This is a genomic window from Azorhizobium caulinodans ORS 571 (assembly GCF_000010525.1).
In the GTDB taxonomy this organism is placed as follows: domain Bacteria; phylum Pseudomonadota; class Alphaproteobacteria; order Rhizobiales; family Xanthobacteraceae; genus Azorhizobium; species Azorhizobium caulinodans.
In genome coordinates this window covers 2,545,631-2,561,308 of record NC_009937.1, presented here as the reverse complement: position 1 = coordinate 2,561,308, position 15,678 = coordinate 2,545,631, and the positions used below count along the sequence as shown (strand labels likewise).

18 protein-coding genes are annotated in these 15,678 nt (G+C 66.8%); 7 read left to right on the top strand and 11 right to left on the bottom strand.

Annotation, left to right across the window (positions count from 1 at the left end):
* Positions 1–15: 15 nt before the first annotated feature.
* The 3 genes from AZC_RS11600 to thrC all read right to left on the bottom strand — a co-directional run bounded on the left by AZC_RS11600 (position 16) and on the right by thrC (position 3,463).
* Positions 16–681, bottom strand: a complete 666-nt coding sequence (locus AZC_RS11600; RefSeq protein ID WP_012170768.1) for a GNAT family N-acetyltransferase — start codon at positions 679–681, stop codon at positions 16–18.
* Between the two features lie 92 nt (positions 682–773).
* A complete protein-coding gene (locus AZC_RS11595; protein ID WP_012170767.1) occupies positions 774–2,054 on the bottom strand; it encodes a M16 family metallopeptidase in 1,281 nt (426 codons plus the stop codon).
* Positions 2,051–3,463 (bottom strand): threonine synthase, encoded by a 1,413-nt coding sequence (gene thrC / locus AZC_RS11590; RefSeq protein WP_012170766.1) that lies wholly within the window; start codon positions 3,461–3,463, stop codon positions 2,051–2,053. Before thrC ends, AZC_RS11595 begins: the two co-directional genes overlap by 4 nt.
* A 285-nt stretch (positions 3,464–3,748) precedes the next feature.
* On the opposite strand from thrC, the gene AZC_RS11585 reads away from it, so the two are divergent.
* From AZC_RS11585 to AZC_RS11570, 4 genes are all read left to right on the top strand, one after another.
* Complete coding sequence (locus AZC_RS11585) at positions 3,749–4,726, top strand: hypothetical protein (protein ID WP_012170765.1); 978 nt, start codon at positions 3,749–3,751, stop codon at positions 4,724–4,726.
* A 96-nt stretch (positions 4,727–4,822) separates the two neighbouring features.
* Positions 4,823–6,130 carry an adenylosuccinate lyase gene (gene purB, locus AZC_RS11580; RefSeq protein ID WP_012170764.1) on the top strand — a complete coding sequence of 436 codons (1,308 nt, stop codon included), beginning with the start codon at positions 4,823–4,825 and terminating at the stop codon, positions 6,128–6,130.
* Between the two features lie 114 nt (positions 6,131–6,244).
* The gene (locus AZC_RS11575) at positions 6,245–6,541 is read left to right on the top strand and encodes a type II toxin-antitoxin system RelB family antitoxin (protein ID WP_012170763.1); all 297 of its coding nucleotides are present in this window, start codon (positions 6,245–6,247) and stop codon (positions 6,539–6,541) included.
* A 35-nt stretch (positions 6,542–6,576) separates the two neighbouring features.
* A complete protein-coding gene (locus AZC_RS11570; RefSeq protein ID WP_012170762.1) occupies positions 6,577–6,804 on the top strand; it encodes a type II toxin-antitoxin system RelE/ParE family toxin in 228 nt (75 codons plus the stop codon).
* Positions 6,805–6,867: 63 nt separating this feature from the next.
* Here AZC_RS11570 and grxD read toward each other — a convergent pair whose 3' ends face one another.
* The 7 genes from grxD to purC all read right to left on the bottom strand — a co-directional run bounded on the left by grxD (position 6,868) and on the right by purC (position 12,869).
* Positions 6,868–7,206 (bottom strand): Grx4 family monothiol glutaredoxin, encoded by a 339-nt coding sequence (gene grxD / locus AZC_RS11565; protein ID WP_043879254.1) that lies wholly within the window; start codon positions 7,204–7,206, stop codon positions 6,868–6,870.
* A gap of 99 nt (positions 7,207–7,305) precedes the next feature.
* Complete coding sequence (locus tag AZC_RS24405) at positions 7,306–7,992, bottom strand: phosphatase PAP2 family protein (RefSeq protein WP_052285914.1); 687 nt, start codon at positions 7,990–7,992, stop codon at positions 7,306–7,308.
* A 102-nt stretch (positions 7,993–8,094) separates the two neighbouring features.
* Positions 8,095–8,328 carry a BolA family protein gene (locus AZC_RS11555; protein WP_012170759.1) on the bottom strand — a complete coding sequence of 78 codons (234 nt, stop codon included), beginning with the start codon at positions 8,326–8,328 and terminating at the stop codon, positions 8,095–8,097.
* A gap of 56 nt (positions 8,329–8,384) precedes the next feature.
* Entirely contained in the window at positions 8,385–10,592 is a 2,208-nt protein-coding gene (gene purL, locus AZC_RS11550; protein ID WP_012170758.1) for a phosphoribosylformylglycinamidine synthase subunit PurL, read from the bottom strand.
* 67 nt (positions 10,593–10,659) lie between these two features.
* Positions 10,660–11,358 (bottom strand): phosphoribosylformylglycinamidine synthase subunit PurQ, encoded by a 699-nt coding sequence (gene purQ / locus AZC_RS11545; protein ID WP_012170757.1) that lies wholly within the window; start codon positions 11,356–11,358, stop codon positions 10,660–10,662.
* 294 nt (positions 11,359–11,652) lie between these two features.
* Positions 11,653–11,895 (bottom strand): phosphoribosylformylglycinamidine synthase subunit PurS, encoded by a 243-nt coding sequence (gene purS / locus AZC_RS11540; RefSeq protein WP_012170756.1) that lies wholly within the window; start codon positions 11,893–11,895, stop codon positions 11,653–11,655.
* Between the two features lie 179 nt (positions 11,896–12,074).
* Positions 12,075–12,869 carry a phosphoribosylaminoimidazolesuccinocarboxamide synthase gene (gene purC, locus AZC_RS11535; protein ID WP_012170755.1) on the bottom strand — a complete coding sequence of 265 codons (795 nt, stop codon included), beginning with the start codon at positions 12,867–12,869 and terminating at the stop codon, positions 12,075–12,077.
* Positions 12,870–13,124: 255 nt separating this feature from the next.
* On the opposite strand from purC, the gene AZC_RS11530 reads away from it, so the two are divergent.
* From AZC_RS11530 to AZC_RS11520, 3 genes are all read left to right on the top strand, one after another.
* The gene (locus AZC_RS11530) at positions 13,125–13,448 is read left to right on the top strand and encodes a DUF1476 domain-containing protein (protein ID WP_012170754.1); all 324 of its coding nucleotides are present in this window, start codon (positions 13,125–13,127) and stop codon (positions 13,446–13,448) included.
* A 110-nt stretch (positions 13,449–13,558) separates the two neighbouring features.
* Positions 13,559–14,056: an SH3 domain-containing protein gene (locus tag AZC_RS24400; RefSeq protein WP_012170753.1), complete on the top strand. Its 498-nt coding sequence runs from the start codon at positions 13,559–13,561 to the stop codon at positions 14,054–14,056.
* A 187-nt stretch (positions 14,057–14,243) separates the two neighbouring features.
* Complete coding sequence (locus tag AZC_RS11520; protein ID WP_012170752.1) at positions 14,244–14,939, top strand: MgtC/SapB family protein; 696 nt, start codon at positions 14,244–14,246, stop codon at positions 14,937–14,939.
* Between the two features lie 87 nt (positions 14,940–15,026).
* On the opposite strand, the gene rpsD is transcribed toward AZC_RS11520, so the two are convergent.
* Positions 15,027–15,644, bottom strand: a complete 618-nt coding sequence (gene rpsD, locus AZC_RS11515; RefSeq protein ID WP_012170751.1) for a 30S ribosomal protein S4 — start codon at positions 15,642–15,644, stop codon at positions 15,027–15,029.
* Positions 15,645–15,678 lie beyond the last annotated feature (34 nt).

Genomic DNA, 15,678 nt, shown 5'->3' with positions numbered 1-15,678 from the left:
ATCCTGCCTGCCGCTTCAGCGCACGAGGGGCCGTTCCGCCCGGCCACCCGGAACGACGCCCCACTGGGTGGCAGCGTCCGGCCGGGCCTCGCGCGGCTTCGCCCTGTCGGTGCGCAGACGGGCAAACAGAAGGTGGTCCTCCCAGCGGCCGTTGATGCACAGATACTGTCGGGCATAGCCCTCGTGCATGAAGCCGAGACGCTCCAGCAGCCGGATTGAGGGCGTGTTGCGGACCATGCAGGCGGCCTCGATGCGCCGCAGCCGCAACACGTCATAGGCCAGCGGAAGCAAGGCGGCGACGCCCGCCCCCATATAGCCCTGCCCCGCAAAGGCCGCGCCCATCCAGTAACCGAGGCTCGCCGACTGGCACACGCCGCGCCGGACGTTGGAGAGCGTCATGCCGCCCAGCAGGGCATGGTCGTGGGTCCGAAACAGGAAGAGCGGATAGGCCTCGTCCGCCATCATGTCGCGGGCATAGCGCCGCATGCGCCGCCGATAGGAGCCGCGGGTGAGATCATCGGCCGGCCAGACCGGCTCCCAGGGCGTGAGGAAATCGCGGCTCGCTTCGCGCAGATCGCGCCAGTCCGCGAAATCGGAGGCCTGCGGCACGCGCAGATATACCCCGTCGCCATGAACGACGGGGATCTGATCCGACGCGAAGACCGACTTGAACAGCCACATGACGGCAATAACCCCTGCCGTGCTCCCGGGGGCGCACGGCAGTCTCATTCTAGAACCTGTTTGCGCCGCACCTCAAATCAGGAGAAACCCGATCAGGCGCCGGCCAGGCGCTCCACCGCGCGCGCTGCCGGATCGAGCCCCTTGCCCGGACCGATGGCGGCCAGCGTCGGCCGACCGCCGGCCACGAGATCGCGCGCGGCCTGCCGCACCGCGTCCACGGTGACGGCCTCCACCTTGGCGACGATCTCCTCCACCGGAATGATGCGGTTGAAGGCCAGCAACTGCCGGGCGAGCTGGTCGGCGCGGGCGCCTGAACTTTCCAGCGCGGCGAGAAGGCCCACCTTCATCTGCGCCTTGGCGCGGGCGAGCTCCGTTTCCGTGATGGTCTCACCCGCCGCTTCCAGTTGGTCGATGACCACATTGGTCAGCTCGCCCACATCGCCTTCATCGGTGCCGGCATAGATGGCGAAGATGCCGGTGTCCGCATAGGACCAGTGGAAGGAATAGATGGAATAGCAGAGGCCCCGCTCCTCCCGCACATCCTGAAACAGGCGCGAGGACATGCCGCCGCCGAGGATGTTCGAGAGTACCTGCGCCGCATGATACTGCGGATGCTTGTAGGAGCGCCCCTCAAGGCCCAGCACCACGTGCACCTGCTCAAGGTCGCGCGGGGTGAGGATGCTGCCGCCGGCATAAAGCGCGGGCGCAGCCTCAGGCTTGGTCTCGCCGGCGATGGTGCCGAGCCGCTCGGCAGCCTCGGCCACAAGCTGGTCGTGGTTCACGGCGCCGGCGGCGGAGACCACCATGCGCGGCCCGCGATAGGTGCGGCCCAGATAGGCGCCGAGGCCCGCGGGATCGAAGCTGCGCACCGTGTCCGGCGTGCCGAGGATGGAGCGGCCCACCGCCTGCCCCGGAAAGGCGCGCTCCTGGAACAGGTCGAACACGAGATCGTCCGGCGTGTCCATGACCGCGCCGATTTCCTGCACGATCACGTTCTTCTCGCGCGCCAGTTCCTCGGGCGCGAAAGCGGGCTCGGTGAGGATGTCCGACAGGATGTCCATGCCGAGGCCCACGTCCTCGCCCAGCACCCGCACATTGTAGGACGTCTGCTCGACGGAGGTGGCGGCATTGATGTCGCCGCCCACCTGCTCGATCTCCTCCGCGATGCGGCGAGCCGAGCGGCGGCGCGTGCCCTTGAAGGCCATGTGTTCCAGAAGGTGCGAGATGCCGTGTTCCTGCTCGCCCTCGTCGCGCGCGCCGGCCCCCACCCAGATGCCGAGCGAGGCCGTGCCGAGGTGAGGCATGGCATCTGAGACGACCGTGATGCCGTTCGGCAGGGTCGTCGTCTTAACGCCGGTCTCTGTCGCGCTCATGCGGCGGCTCCCGAGACGATCCGCGCCCGCGCCGAGATGAAGGCCTCGATGGCGTCGAGATCGTTCGGCAGCACGCTCAGGCGCTCCTTGCGGTTGAACAGGTCCGCCATGTGAGGCGGCAGCACCGGCCGCTTGCCCGTGGCCGCTTCCACGGCATCCGGGAACTTGGCCGGGTGGGCGGTGGAGAGCACGATCTGCGGCACGGCGCGGGCGTGCTCCACCTTCTCCGCCACGGCCAGCGCCACGGCGGTATGGGGATCGGCCACATAGCCGCTCTCGCGATAGAGGCGGGAGATGGTGGCGGCGGTCTCCGGCTCGTCGGCCCGGTCAGCGGAGAATTCGCCGGCGATGGCCGCCTGCGCCGCGTGCGGCAGGGTGAAGGCACCGGACTGGCCGAGCGAGGCCATAAGCTGGCGCACGGTGCCGGCGTCGCGATCCACCGCCTCGAACAGCAGGCGCTCGAAATTCGACGAGACCTGAATGTCCATGGAGGGCGAGGAGGAGGGCTGCACGCCCTTCACCTCATAGCGCCCGGTGGCGAGCGTGCGGGCCAGGATGTCATTGACGTTGGTGGCGATGGTCAGATCGCGCACCGGCAGGCCCATGCGCTTGGCCACCCAGCCGGCGAAGATGTCGCCGAAATTGCCCGTGGGCACCACGAACGACACTTCGCGATGCGGCGCGCCGAGCGCCACGGCGGCATAGAAATAATAGACCACCTGGGCGACGATGCGCGCCCAGTTGATGGAGTTCACGCCCGCCAGGGCCAGCCGGTCGCGGAAGGCGGCGTGGTTGAACATGGCCTTCACATGGGCCTGGCAGTCGTCGAACGTGCCTTCCACAGCGATGGCGTGGACATTCGCCCCGCCCACCGTGGTCATCTGCCGGCGCTGCACTTCCGAGACGCGGTTGTGCGGATAGAGGATGAACACATCCACCGCATCCGTGTGCCGGAACGCCTCGATGGCGGCACTGCCCGTGTCGCCCGAGGTGGCGCCGACGATGGTGGCGCGGCCGTTGCGGGTGGCGAGCACGTGGTCCATCAGGCGCGCCAGCAACTGCATGGCGACGTCCTTGAACGCCAGGGTCGGACCATGGAACAGCTCCAGCAGGAACCGGTTCGGGCCGAGCTGCACCACCGGCGTCGTCGCCGGATGGCGGAAGGCGCGGTAGGCATCGCTGATCATGGTGTCGAGGGCGGCCTTCGGCAGCGCGTCCCCCACGAAAGGCGTGATCACCGCACGCGCCACGTCCGCATAGGATTTGCCCGCAAGTCCCGCGATCTCCGCGGCCGACAGTGTCGGCCAGGTCTCCGGCACATAGAGCCCGCCATCGCGGGCCAGACCGGCGAGGAGCGCATCGGCAAAAGACAGCGTCGGGGCCTCGCCCCGGGTGGAGACGTAACGCAAAGGGGACCTCACTCGCACGCGGGAGATCGATGGCGTGCCCTCTGAAGGTAACGCCGACGGTCCCGCGATTAAAGGCGCGGCGGATTGAACGGCGCGAAGAACCCGCATCCAATCCGATCTGCCCGCCTCTTAGCGCCCCTTCCGCCATCTTGCCAGCGTCACGGGACCAGATGATCGCCCCGCACATGGCCGTCACCGCCGCCATGCGCGGGCAGGCGTTGTCGAGCCCCCAGCGCCGGGCGATGGGAAGGGTCTCATCGGTCCGCCACCCGATCGCCGAGTCGCATGCTCCCTTCCCCGCTCTCCGCCCTGCCCCTCCGGCTTCTGTCCGCTCTCGGCCGCGAGGGCACCCGTGCCGTGGCGCTGAGCATCGTCATCGGGCTTGTCATCCCGCCGCTGGCGAGCCTCGCCAAGCCCCTGCTGACGCCCCTCGTCTATGTGATGATGGTGGCCTCGTTCATGCGCACGGACCTCGCCCGCCTGCGTACCGGGCGCGGCCTCGGCCTGGCGGTGCTGGCGGTGGTCTGGATCATGGGCCTCGCCCCCGCCCTCCTTGCCACGGTGCTGGCGCTGGGCGTGCCGGTGTCCGATCCGGACATTCTGCTCGCCATCGTGCTCCAGGTTTCGGCACCGCCCATCATGGCGGGACCGGCCTTCGCCATCCTGCTCGGCCTCGACCCAACGCTGCCGCTGCTTGTGATGGTGCTGGCCATGCTTGTGACGCCCCTCAGCGCGCCCGCCATCGTCCATGCCCTGAGCGGGGCCGCCCTCGATCTCGACCCGCTCACCCTCACGGTACGGCTGGCACTGGTGCTCGCGGGCACCGCAGCGGTCGGCTTCGGTCTCCGGACACTGATCGGCCCGGCCCGCCTCACCCGCTGGCGCGCGCCCATGGACGGCGTGAACGTCATCCTGCTGGCGCTGATGGCGGTGGCCTTCATGGACGGCATCACCCGGCAGTTCATTGCCGAGCCGATACGGCTCCTCGGCATCAGCGCGCTCGCCTTCACCGTCTCCTTTGGCGCGCTGGCGGCGGGCGGCCTCCTGTTCCGCCTCTTCGCGCCCGCAGATCAGGCCCTGATGATCGGCTTCTCGTCTGGCCTCAGGAACATGATGATGCTCATCGCGGCCGCCGGCGGTGCCATTCCCGACACCACCTGGCTCTATGTGGGGCTGGCGCAGTTCCCCATCTATCTCCTGCCCTATTTCATGAAACCGGTGGCGAACCTCATTCACCGTCACGACGCCCGAACGGGCTCATGATCTCAGCGCAACGCTCGCGTTCCGGCGCGCGCCTATCCAGCAGCGCCGCGATCTGATAGAGCGCCCGCTTCAACGACAAGGCGTGCGAGCACCGCGATGATCCCCCGCTACAGCCGGCCCCAGATGGCCGACATCTGGTCCCCCGAAACCCGATTCCGCATCTGGTTCGAGATCGAGGCCCATGCCGCCGATGCCATGGCCGAACTCGGCATTGTGCCGAAGGAAGCGGCAAAGGTGATCTGGGAGAAGGGCGCCAACGCCACCTTCGACGTGGAGCGCATCGACGCCATCGAGCGCGAAGTGAAGCACGACGTCATCGCCTTCCTCACGCATCTGGCCGAGATCGTCGGCCCCGACGCGCGCTTCGTCCATCAGGGCATGACCTCGTCCGACGTGCTGGACACGTGCCTTGCCGTTCAGCTCACCCGCGCCGCCGATCTCCTGATCGCGGACGTGGACAATCTGCTGGCGATCCTCGAGCGCCGTGCCTTCGAGCACAAGCTGACCCCCACCGTCGGCCGCTCCCACGGCATCCATGCCGAGCCCACCACCTTCGGCGTCAAGCTCGCCATTGCGCACGCCGAATTCCAGCGCTCCCGCGCCCGCCTCGTCGCCGCCCGCGCTGAGATCGCCACCTGCGCCATCTCGGGCGCGGTGGGCACCTTCGCCCATATCGATCCGCGCGTGGAGCAGCATGTGGCGGAGAAGATGGGCCTGACGGTCGAGACCGTCTCCACGCAGGTGATCCCGCGCGACCGCCACGCCATGTTCTTTGCCGTGCTCGGCGTCGTCGCCTCCTCCGTGGAGCGGCTCGCCACCGAGGTACGCCACCTCCAGCGCACCGAGGTGCTGGAAGCGGAAGAGTATTTCTCCGAGGCCCAGAAGGGCTCCTCGGCCATGCCGCACAAGCGCAATCCGGTGCTGACCGAGAACCTCACGGGCCTTGCCCGCATGGTGCGCGGCTATGTGACCCCGGCGCTGGAGAATGTGGCGCTTTGGCACGAGCGCGACATCTCGCACTCCTCCGTGGAGCGCATGATCGGCCCCGACGCCACCGTGACGCTGGACTTCGCCCTCGCCCGTCTCGCCGGCGTGATGGACAAGCTCGTCGTCCATGCCGACAACATGCAGAAGAACATGGACAAGCTGGGTGGCCTCATCCACTCCCAGCGCGTGCTGCTGGCGCTGACCCAGAAGGGCGCGAGCCGCGAGGACAGCTATCGCCTCGTGCAGCGCAACGCCATGAAGGTCTGGCGCGGCGAAGGCGACTTCCGCGCCTTCCTCTTGGCGGACGAAGAGGTGCGCAAGTATCTCTCCGAGGACGACATCAACGAGAAGTTCGATCTCGGCTACCACTTCAAGAACGTGGACCAGATCTTCACCCGCGTCTTCGGCCGCGCCTGAGATTCTGCTTTTAATCTGAGAATTGGGAATGCCCGGCTTTGGCCGGGCATTTTTGTTTGGCGGACTTGATTGCCTCTCAAATGAGATACACATTACGTCCCGTAGGAGGCGACGATGGCCCAGAGCTCGATGCTGCATGTGCGCGTGGACGACGCGCTGAAAGAGGATGCCGCCGCGACGCTCGCCAAGTTCGGGCTGACGGTCTCGGACGCGGTGCGCATCTTGCTGACCTGCGTGGTGCGCGAAGGCGGCCTGCCCGCCGGCCTAACGGCGGATCCGCAGGCCTATGACGCCTGGTTCCGCGCCAAGGTGCAGGAGGCGCTGGCGGACCAGCGCCCTGCGGTCCCCCATGCGGACGTAATGGACGAGGCCCAATCGTTAATCACGGCGGCGCGCCGTGTCCGGCCCTGAATGGCGGGAAGCCGCGCGCGCCGACCTGCTCTCCATTGTTTCCTACATTGCCGAGGACAATTCCGGACGCAGCACAGCGGCTTCTCGACGAAATCAGAGGCAAAACCGGGCGCCTCCCGGAGCATCCGAAGCTCTATCGTTCCGGACGCGTCGTAGGAACCCGTGAGATGGTCTGCGGCAACTATGTCATTGTCTATGCGGAGACCGAAGAGCGCATCGTTATCCTGCGCGTCCTCCATGGCCGGCAGGAGTGGCCCCGCTGATCTGGCCTAAACGAAAATGCCCGGCACGAAGCCGGGCATTTGAAACAGATCGAAGACGCGCGCTCAGCCGATGGCGCGGTCGTGGAGGGCGACGCCCTTCTCCTCGAAGAACGGCACCAGTTCGCCCGCCTGGAACATCTCGCGGACGATGTCGCAGCCGCCCACGAACTCGCCCTTCACATAGATCTGGGGGATCGTCGGCCAGTTGGCATAGTCCTTGATGCCCTGACGCAGTTCGTCGGAGGACAGGACATTGATGCCCTTGTAGCTCACGCCGAGGTGATCGAGGATCTGGACCACCTGCCCCGAGAAGCCGCACTGCGGGAACTGGGGCGTGCCCTTCATGAACACGACCACGTCGTTGTTCTTGACCTCGTTATCGATGAAATCGCGGATGCTCATGGTCTTTGGTCCGGAATGATTGGCCGGCGTCGGGCCGGTTCCCATGCCCCAACATCGGGCCTGAGGGGGCAAAGCGCAAGATGGCGGGAACCTGCGTCCTCAGCGCGGAGCGGGCAGAAGACCGCCAATGGCCGAGGCCACGATTCCAACTGCCACGCCGAGAAACGTCCCGGCGATGATGTCGCCGAGAAAGTGATAATCCTCGCCCAGCAGCCCCGTCACCACCACCAGCTGAAGGAGGACGGCGAGCCACCGCAGGCGGGGATAGGCGCAGGCGAGCACACTGCCCACGCACGCCATCACCGTTGAATGGCCGGAGGGGAAAGAGGCATAGCCCGCCCCGCCATGGAAGAAGAAGAAGCCGTAGACCCCGTTGTCGATCCAGGACGGGTTGTTGTTCACGAAGGTCTCGGGCCAGGTGTGCCCGAACGCGAACTTGAGCTGCTCCTTCACCGCGATGGCGACGATGAGCGCCACCGACCCGGTGAACAGCGCCCGCCCCCAACGGGGCGGCGGGCCGGCGAACAGCCAGAAAATCCCCAAGATCACCGCGCCGATCACCGCCAGCGGCGACAGGATGTTCGGCGGATACTGCATGGCGAAGAAGACGCCGTTCCGGCCGATATGGTCGTGGGAAAAGGTGCTGATCGCCCGGTCGAGGAAGGCTTCCGAGAGGGCGACGAGACCGACGCAGACGGCGAGGCCCAGCAGCCAGCGGCGTGGATCTCGCCAAGCGGGGCGATCCGTCGCCGCCTCACCCTCGCGCGCTGCGATCTTGTCCGTCATGTCCGCCCCGCGAATCCAGAGGGCGGTACCATAGCCAAGCCCAAGGCGGGGCGGGAGCACCTCCCTTGGGGCAGATCGGGGCCTTGGGCCGGATCGGTAGGATCAGGCGGGCGCGGAGGTCTTCAGCGCCAGCGCGTGCAGCACGCCGCCCATGTTGCCCTGGAGGGCGGCATAGACCATCTGGTGCTGCTGCACCCGGCTCTTGCCGCGGAAGGCTTCCGACACCACGGTCGCGGCATAATGGTCGCCGTCGCCCGCCAGATCGGTGATGCTCACTTCGGCATCGGGGAAAGCCGCCTTGATGAGGCGCTCGATGTCACCGGCGTCCATGGCCATGGCGTTGTTCCTCGTTTCCGGGCGGGGCGCGCGGCCCCGCCTCTGAGATCAGACCTTTAGTTGGCGCCCATATAGATGGGCAGCCAGCTGTCGTGGCGATCGCGCAGACCTTCGACGAAGATCGGCCGCTCGTTGGCCAGCGTGATCTTGTCGCCGCCGGTCTTGCCGAGCTTGGTCACGGGCACGCCCGCCGCTTCCGCCCGGCGCACCATCTCGGCGGCCTGATTGGCCGGGAGCGTCACCACATAGCGGGCCTGATCCTCGCCGAACCAGAAGGAATGGGCCGGCATGCCCGCGGGCACGCCATCCACCGACGCGCCGATGCGGCCCGCCATGGCCATCTCGGCGATGGCGACGAGCAGGCCGCCGTCGGAGACGTCATGGGCGGCGGTGATGAAGTCGTCCTTGATGAGGCCGCGCACGAAGTCACCGTTGCGCTTCTCGGCCACCAGATCCACCGGCGGCGGAGCGCCGTCCTCGCGGTCGCAGACGGTGTAGAGATAAGCGGAGGAGCCGAGCCAGCCGTCCGTCTTGCCGACCACGAAGATGGCCTCGCCCGCCGCCTTGAAGGCGAGCGTCATGCTCTGCTCCACATCGTCGATAAGGCCGACGCCACCGATGGTGGGGGTGGGCAGGATGCCCTGCCCGTTGGTCTCGTTGTAGAGACTGACGTTGCCGGAGACGACCGGGAAGTCGAGCGCCTCGCAGGCCGCGCCGATGCCTTTCACGCAGCCCACGAACTGGCCCATGATCTCGGGCTTCTCGGGATTGCCAAAATTGAGGTTGTCGGTCACGGCGATGGGGGTGGCACCCACGGCGGTGAGATTGCGCCACGCCTCGGCGACCGCCTGCTTGCCGCCCTCGAAGGGATCGGCCTCGCAATAGCGGGGCGTCACGTCGGTGGTCAGCGCCAACGCCTTCGGGCCTTCGTTCACACGCACCACGGCCGCATCGCCGCCCGGGCGCTGCACGGTGTTGCCGAGGATGAGGTGGTCATACTGCTCCCAGACCCAGCGCTTGGAGCACAGGTCCGGCGAGGCGATGAGGCGCTCCAGCGCGTCGGCGACGGACACCGCATGATTCACGTCGGACGGGCCGAGCACGGGGCGCGGCGGCGTCTCGGTGAAGGGGCGGTAATATTCCGGCGCCTCGTCGCCCAGTTCCTTGATGGGCAGGTCAGCCTTCACGTCGCCGTCGTGCTTCACGACGAAACGGAGCGTATCGGTGGTCTTGCCGATGATGGCGAAGTCCAGACCCCACTTGCGGAAGATGGCCTCGGCCTGATCTTCCTTGCCGTCCGCGATCACCATGAGCATGCGCTCCTGGCTCTCGGACAGCATCATCTCATAAGCGGTCATGCCGGTTTCGCGGCACGGCACGGCGTTGAGGTCCAGTTCCACGCCGAGGTCGCCCTTGGCGCCCATCTCGACCGCCGAGCAGGTGAGGCCGGCGGCGCCCATGTCCTGGATCGCCACCACGCAGCCCGCCTGCATGATCTCGAGGCAGGCTTCCAGCAGCAGCTTCTCGGCGAAGGGGTCGCCCACCTGCACGGTGGGTCGCTTTTCCTCGGCGTCCGCGCCGAATTCGGCGGAGGCCATGGTGGCGCCGTGGATGCCGTCGCGGCCGGTCTTGGAGCCGAGATAGACGATGGAGCGGCCGACGCCGGCCGCCGCCGCATAGAAGATCTCATCCGTCTTCGCGAGGCCGACCGCCATGGCGTTGACGAGGATGTTGCCGTTGTAGCGCTCGTGGAAGCCCACGGAGCCGCCCACAGTGGGCACGCCGAAGGAATTGCCGTAGCCGCCGATGCCGGCCACCACGCCCGCCAGCAGGCGGCGGGTGCGCGGATGGTGGGGGTCGCCGAAGCGCAGGGCGTTCAGGGCCGCAATGGGGCGCGCACCCATGGTGAAGACGTCGCGCAGGATGCCACCCACGCCCGTGCCCGCGCCCTGATAAGGCTCGATGAAGGACGGGTGGTTGTGGCTCTCCATCTTGAAGACCACGGCCAGACCGTCGCCGATGTCCACGACGCCGGCATTCTCGCCCGGCCCCTGGATGACGCGCGGGCCCTTGGTGGGCAGCGTGCGCAGCCAGACCTTGGAGGACTTGTAGGAGCAGTGCTCGTTCCACATGGCGGAAACGATGCCGAGCTCCGTGATGGTCGGCTCGCGCCCGATCAGCTCCACGAAGCGCTGGTATTCGTCCGGCTTCAGGCCGTGCTCAGCGACGAGTTCCGGGGTGATGCTGGGGGTGTTCGGGATCACGTTCGTCCGTCCGATCAATCCAGGTCTTTGGGAAAGGCGCCGGGCGCGGAAGCGCGCCGCAGGCGCGTCAGGCCGCCTTGAGCGCGCCGGCAAGGCTTTCGAACAGGCCGCGCCCGTCCGTCGGCCCCACCACGGGGTCCACATAGTTCTCGGGATGCGGCATCATGCCGAGCACGTTCAGCTTCTCGGAATAGATGCCGGCGATGCCGTTGATGGCGCCGTTCGGGCCATCGGTCTCGTCGATCTGGCCGTCGGCGCGGGCATAGCGGAAGGCCACCCGGCCTTCGCCTTCCAGGCGCTGGATGGTCGCCGGATCGGCGGTGTAGTTGCCCTCGCCGTGCGCCACCGGCACGCGGATGAGGTCGCCCTTGCGATAGGCCTTCGTGAAGGCCGTGTCGGCCCGCTCGACGCGCAGGAACACCTCGCGGCAGACGAAGCGCAGCTTGGCGTTGCGCACCAGCACGCCCGGCAGCAGGCCGGCCTCGCAGAGGATCTGGAAGCCGTTGCAGATGCCGATGACGAGGCCGCCGCGGGCAGCATGGGCGCGCACCGCGTCCATGATGTTGGCGCGGGCGGCGATGGCGCCGCAGCGCAGATAATCGCCATAGGAGAAGCCGCCGGGCAGCACCACGAGATCGGTGCCCTGCGGCAGCTCGCTCTCCGCGTGCCAGACGACCTTGGGCTCCTGTCCGGTCACGAGGCGAAGGGCGCGCGCCGCATCGCCTTCACGATTGGAGCCAGGGAAGAGGAGAACGGCTGCTTTCATGGGCTCTCAGCGGGTCTCGCGCCGGCAGGGGGCGACACGCTGCGAGGCAACGGGCCGACCCTGCTTCGGGCCTTGCGGGAAAACGGAATGGAACAGTTGGAAAACGGTGCGTCCATGACACAGGCGGCGGGCGGGCGGCAGGCTCTGCGCCGCAGGGCAGCCCTGCATGGCGCTCGCGCAGGCCTGCGATGCAAAGCGGATCACCTTGGCGCGATTCTGTTCGCGCGATCCGCTGGCTCGCATGCCTCTCACCATCCGCCCCTCACTGCGGTTTCGGACGCGGCGTATGTTCACTCACTCGGCGAATTCGACCTTGTAGGTCTCGATCACCGTATTGGCGAGCAGCTTCTCGCACGCATCCTTCAGCGCGCCCTCGGCCGCAGCCTTGTCATTGCCCGCCAGTTCCACGTCGAACACCTTGCCCTGACGGACGCTCTGCACGCCGGACACGCCGAGCGAGCGCAAGGCGCCTTCGATGGCCTTGCCCTGGGGGTCGAGGACGGCGGACTTCAGCGTGACGATAACGCGCGCTTTCATGGGGCTCACTCACACTCGCGCTGGCCTTGGGCCGCGCTCCCGAAACGGTCTCATCAGGCGCCGCAACGGCACGGCGGTCGGATCGCAGTCCAAACGCGTGCACAAGGCACCGGCGAACGGAAAGCGGGGGCCTCTCGGCCCCCGCCCCTAGCATCTGCTCCAGCGCGGCTCAAGCCGCCTCACTTCACGAGGGCCGGACCCTTGGTCTGATTCGGCTCGTTGTCGGTGAGGATGCCGAGGCGGCGCGCCACTTCGGAATAGGCCTCCACCAGACCGCCGAGATCGCGACGGAAGCGGTCCTTGTCCAGCTTGTCGTTGGACTTGATGTCCCACAGACGGCAGGAATCGGGGCTGATCTCGTCAGCGACCACGATCCGCATCATGTCGTTTTCCCACAGGCGGCCGCATTCCATCTTGAAATCCACAAGACGGATGCCGACGCCGAGAAAGAGGCCGGTGAGGAAGTCGTTGACGCGGATCGCCAGCGCGATGATGTCGTCGATTTCCTGGGTGGTGGCCCAGCCGAACGCCGTCACGTGCTCCTCGGAGACCATCGGGTCGTTGAGGGCATCGTTCTTGTAATAGAACTCGATGATCGAGCGGGGCAGCGCGGTGCCCTCCTCGATGCCGAGGCGGGTCGAGAGCGAGCCGGCCGCCACGTTGCGCACGACGATCTCCAGCGGAATGATTTCCACTTCGCGGATCAGCTGCTCGCGCATGTTCAGGCGGCGGATGAAGTGAGTCGGCACGCCGATCTCATTCAACCGCTGGAAGATATATTCCGATATGCGGTTGTTGAGGACGCCCTTGCCGTCGATGACATCATGCTTCTTGGCGTTGAAGGCGGTGGCATCATCCTTGAAGTGCTGGATGAGAGTGCCGGGCTCAGGGCCTTCATAAAGGACCTTGGCCTTGCCTTCGTAAATGCGACGGCGACGGCTCATGGGGGTGTACCGTGGGTTGAGGAAGTCCATAATGTGCCAAGGCTCCGTTCGGGTGACGCTCCTCGGCGGGGCGCAACTGCGACTGGTTTGCAGTACAGGAACACCCAGGGCGACACTAGCCCATCAGCCGTCCCGATACAACGCATGGGTCTCGCGCGCTGGCCGCAGGCCCGCGACGCTCCCGTTGATCTAGCGGAACCGCACCTATATGCAGGGTGCCGATCCGCGGGATGCTTCTGGAAGAAGAACCCGTTACGTCACAAAAACGTCAATATGAGGGCTGCCATGACCACCTTCGACAAGCGCGAGGACGGCTTCGAGGCGCGCTTCGCCCATGACGAGCAGCTGCGTTTCCGGGCCCTTGCGCGCCGGAACAAGGCGCTCGGCCTGTGGGCAGCGGAAAAGCTCGGACTTTCCGGGGAGGCCGCCGAGGCCTACGCCAAGGACGTGATCTTCGCCGATCTCGAGGAGCAGGGAGAAGAAGACGTCTTCCGCAAGCTCCGCGGCGATTTCGACGCCAAGGGTGTGGACGTCTCCGATCATCAGATCCGCCGCAACATGGCGGAGTTCCTCGCCCAGGCGGCGCAGGAGATCTCCACCGAGGGCTGAGACCGAGCGTCAACGCAAGCTTCACGCAGCGTTCGCATGCGTGAGTTGCTCCGAACTTCGCGGACTCCGCGCCGAAACGCGCGGGGGCCGGCAAGCATCGGAGCTGAGGGATGAAGACGATCTGGGGTGCGGCCCTTGCCGCGCTGCTTCTGGCAGGCGCACCGGCCATGGCGACCGACCTCGCCCAGCCGGCCGTTGCCAAGCGCAATGCCACCGTGCGCGGCGGCCCCTACACCAAGGCGCCGCCGGTCGGCCAGATCACCAATGGCGCCCCCGTGGAAGTGCTTGGCTGCGCATCGGGCTGGTGCCAGCTCGCATGGCCCGGACAGGCCTATGTCCCCGCCAATTGCGTGCAGCTGATTCCCCAGCAGATGCCGGTCGCCCCGACGATCGCGATCGCGCCGCCGCAGACCGCGCCGCTGGTCTATGCCGCGCCCAATCCCATCCTCTTCTTCCCTGCCCCGCCCCGCTATTACGGCTCGCCGCCGCTTCCCGGCCCGCTGGTGGGCGGCACGACCGTCTGGACGCCGGCCAACGGCAATGGCTGCATCGGCCAGCAGTACTGCAACACGCCGCAGACCTATCAGCCCAATCAGTACGTGCGTTGATGTGACAGCGCGGGCGCGGGTGTCCCCGCGCTCCGCCTGCCGTTCCCGGCGAGGACATTCTCAGGTCAGGTTGCACGACCTGAGCGATGGGAGAATGCTCCAACGTACCGAATCTTGAGCGCTTTTCGTCGACTTTGCGATTCCGTCGGTCGATAGGCGCTCTGGAGCGTGAGCGCCGGAGGCGGGCTTGACCCTTCACATCGATCTGGCGGAATTCGCCCTCCGCTTCCTCTCCGCCTTTGCGACCAGCCTGGTGCTTGGCCTCGACCGCGAACTGCATGAGCGGGCGGCGGGGATGCGCACCACCATCCTCGTGGGCCTTGCCGCCTGCTTTGCGATGATGAGCGCGAATCTTATCCTTCCCATGGGCGGCAAGCAGGCCGATTCCTACGTCCAGATGGACGTGATGCGCCTGCCGCTCGGCATTCTCACAGGCATGGGCTTCATCGGTGCCGGCGCCATCATGCGCCGGTCGGACGGCTTCGTGCTCGGCGTCACCACGGCCGCGACGCTGTGGTTCGTCACCGTGATGGGGCTGTGTTTCGGCGCCGGGCAATATGTTCTGGGCGGCGCAGCCTTCGTGAGCGGCATCGTGACGCTGTGGCTGCTGAAGCATGTGGAGCGCCACATCCAGCACGACCGGGATGCCCGGCTCACGCTCATCCTCTCGCGTGACGGCCCGTCGGAGGACGACGTGCGTGCGGTGCTGACCCTCAAGCCCTTCCGCATCCGCCGCTCCTTCGTGCGGATCGAGCCGGCGACCGGACGGCGGGAATTGCGCTTCGAGTTGCGCTATGCCGGTCCGCAGGGCGCCGGCCTGCCCGAACGGATCGAGAGGCTGGCGAAACAGCCGGGCATCGAGCAACTGGACTGGGAGTTCTGAGACTCCCCAACTGCGGAGGTCCGCCAGCACCTGCCAAACAAAAAGGCCGCCCCGAAGGGCGGCCTCGAAAGCGGAAAGCCAATCGGCTCAGCGCGAATAGAACTCGACCACGAGGTTCGGTTCCATCTGCACCGGATACGGCACTTCGTTCAGCTCCGGAATGCGGTTGAACTTGGCGGTGAGGCGATTGTGGTCCACCTCGAGATAGTCCGGCACGTCGCGCTCGGCGAGCTGGACGGCTTCCAGCACCAGGGCCATCTGCTTGGAGGCTTCGCGGACCTCGATCACGTCACCGACCTTCACCTGATAGGACGGGATATTGACGCGGCGACCGTTCACCTTGACGTGGCCATGGTTCACGAACTGGCGGGCGGCGAAGATGGTGGGCACGAACTTGGCGCGGTACACAACCGCATCCAGACGACGCTCCAGCAGGCCGATGAGGTTCGCGCCGGTGTCGCCCTTGAGGCGGGAAGCCTCGACGTACACGGCATGGAACTGCTTCTCGCCGATGGAGCCGTAGTAGCCCTTCAGCTTCTGCTTGGCGCGCAGCTGCACGCCGAAGTCGGACAGCTTGCCCTTGCGGCGCTGGCCGTGCTGGCCGGGGCCGTACTCACGGCGATTCACGGGGCTCTTGGAGCGGCCCCAGATGTTCTCGCCCATGCGGCGATCGATCTTGTGCTTCGCCGAAATGCGCTTGCTCATAAACGCTGATCCTTGTGGATGTTCGTTTTCAGAT

What these genes read in the sequence shown, in the direction of transcription:
- purC (WP_012170755.1), bottom strand. Translation starts at nt 12,869, where the DNA reads ATGGACTTCCTCAACCCACGGTACACCCCCATGAGCCGTCGCCGTCGC.
- purS (WP_012170756.1), bottom strand. Translation starts at nt 11,895, where the DNA reads ATGAAAGCGCGCGTTATCGTCACGCTGAAGTCCGCCGTCCTCGACCCC.
- AZC_RS11595 (WP_012170767.1), bottom strand. Translation starts at nt 2,054, where the DNA reads ATGAGCGCGACAGAGACCGGCGTTAAGACGACGACCCTGCCGAACGGC.
- AZC_RS11585 (WP_012170765.1), top strand. Translation starts at nt 3,749, where the DNA reads ATGCTCCCTTCCCCGCTCTCCGCCCTGCCCCTCCGGCTTCTGTCCGCT.
- AZC_RS11600 (WP_012170768.1), bottom strand. Translation starts at nt 681, where the DNA reads ATGTGGCTGTTCAAGTCGGTCTTCGCGTCGGATCAGATCCCCGTCGTT.
- AZC_RS11530 (WP_012170754.1), top strand. Translation starts at nt 13,125, where the DNA reads ATGACCACCTTCGACAAGCGCGAGGACGGCTTCGAGGCGCGCTTCGCC.
- AZC_RS11555 (WP_012170759.1), bottom strand. Translation starts at nt 8,328, where the DNA reads ATGGCCATGGACGCCGGTGACATCGAGCGCCTCATCAAGGCGGCTTTC.
- AZC_RS24400 (WP_012170753.1), top strand. Translation starts at nt 13,559, where the DNA reads ATGAAGACGATCTGGGGTGCGGCCCTTGCCGCGCTGCTTCTGGCAGGC.
- AZC_RS11575 (WP_012170763.1), top strand. Translation starts at nt 6,245, where the DNA reads ATGGCCCAGAGCTCGATGCTGCATGTGCGCGTGGACGACGCGCTGAAA.
- rpsD (WP_012170751.1), bottom strand. Translation starts at nt 15,644, where the DNA reads ATGAGCAAGCGCATTTCGGCGAAGCACAAGATCGATCGCCGCATGGGC.
- grxD (WP_043879254.1), bottom strand. Translation starts at nt 7,206, where the DNA reads ATGAGCATCCGCGATTTCATCGATAACGAGGTCAAGAACAACGACGTG.
- AZC_RS24405 (WP_052285914.1), bottom strand. Translation starts at nt 7,992, where the DNA reads ATGACGGACAAGATCGCAGCGCGCGAGGGTGAGGCGGCGACGGATCGC.
- purQ (WP_012170757.1), bottom strand. Translation starts at nt 11,358, where the DNA reads ATGAAAGCAGCCGTTCTCCTCTTCCCTGGCTCCAATCGTGAAGGCGAT.
- purB (WP_012170764.1), top strand. Translation starts at nt 4,823, where the DNA reads ATGATCCCCCGCTACAGCCGGCCCCAGATGGCCGACATCTGGTCCCCC.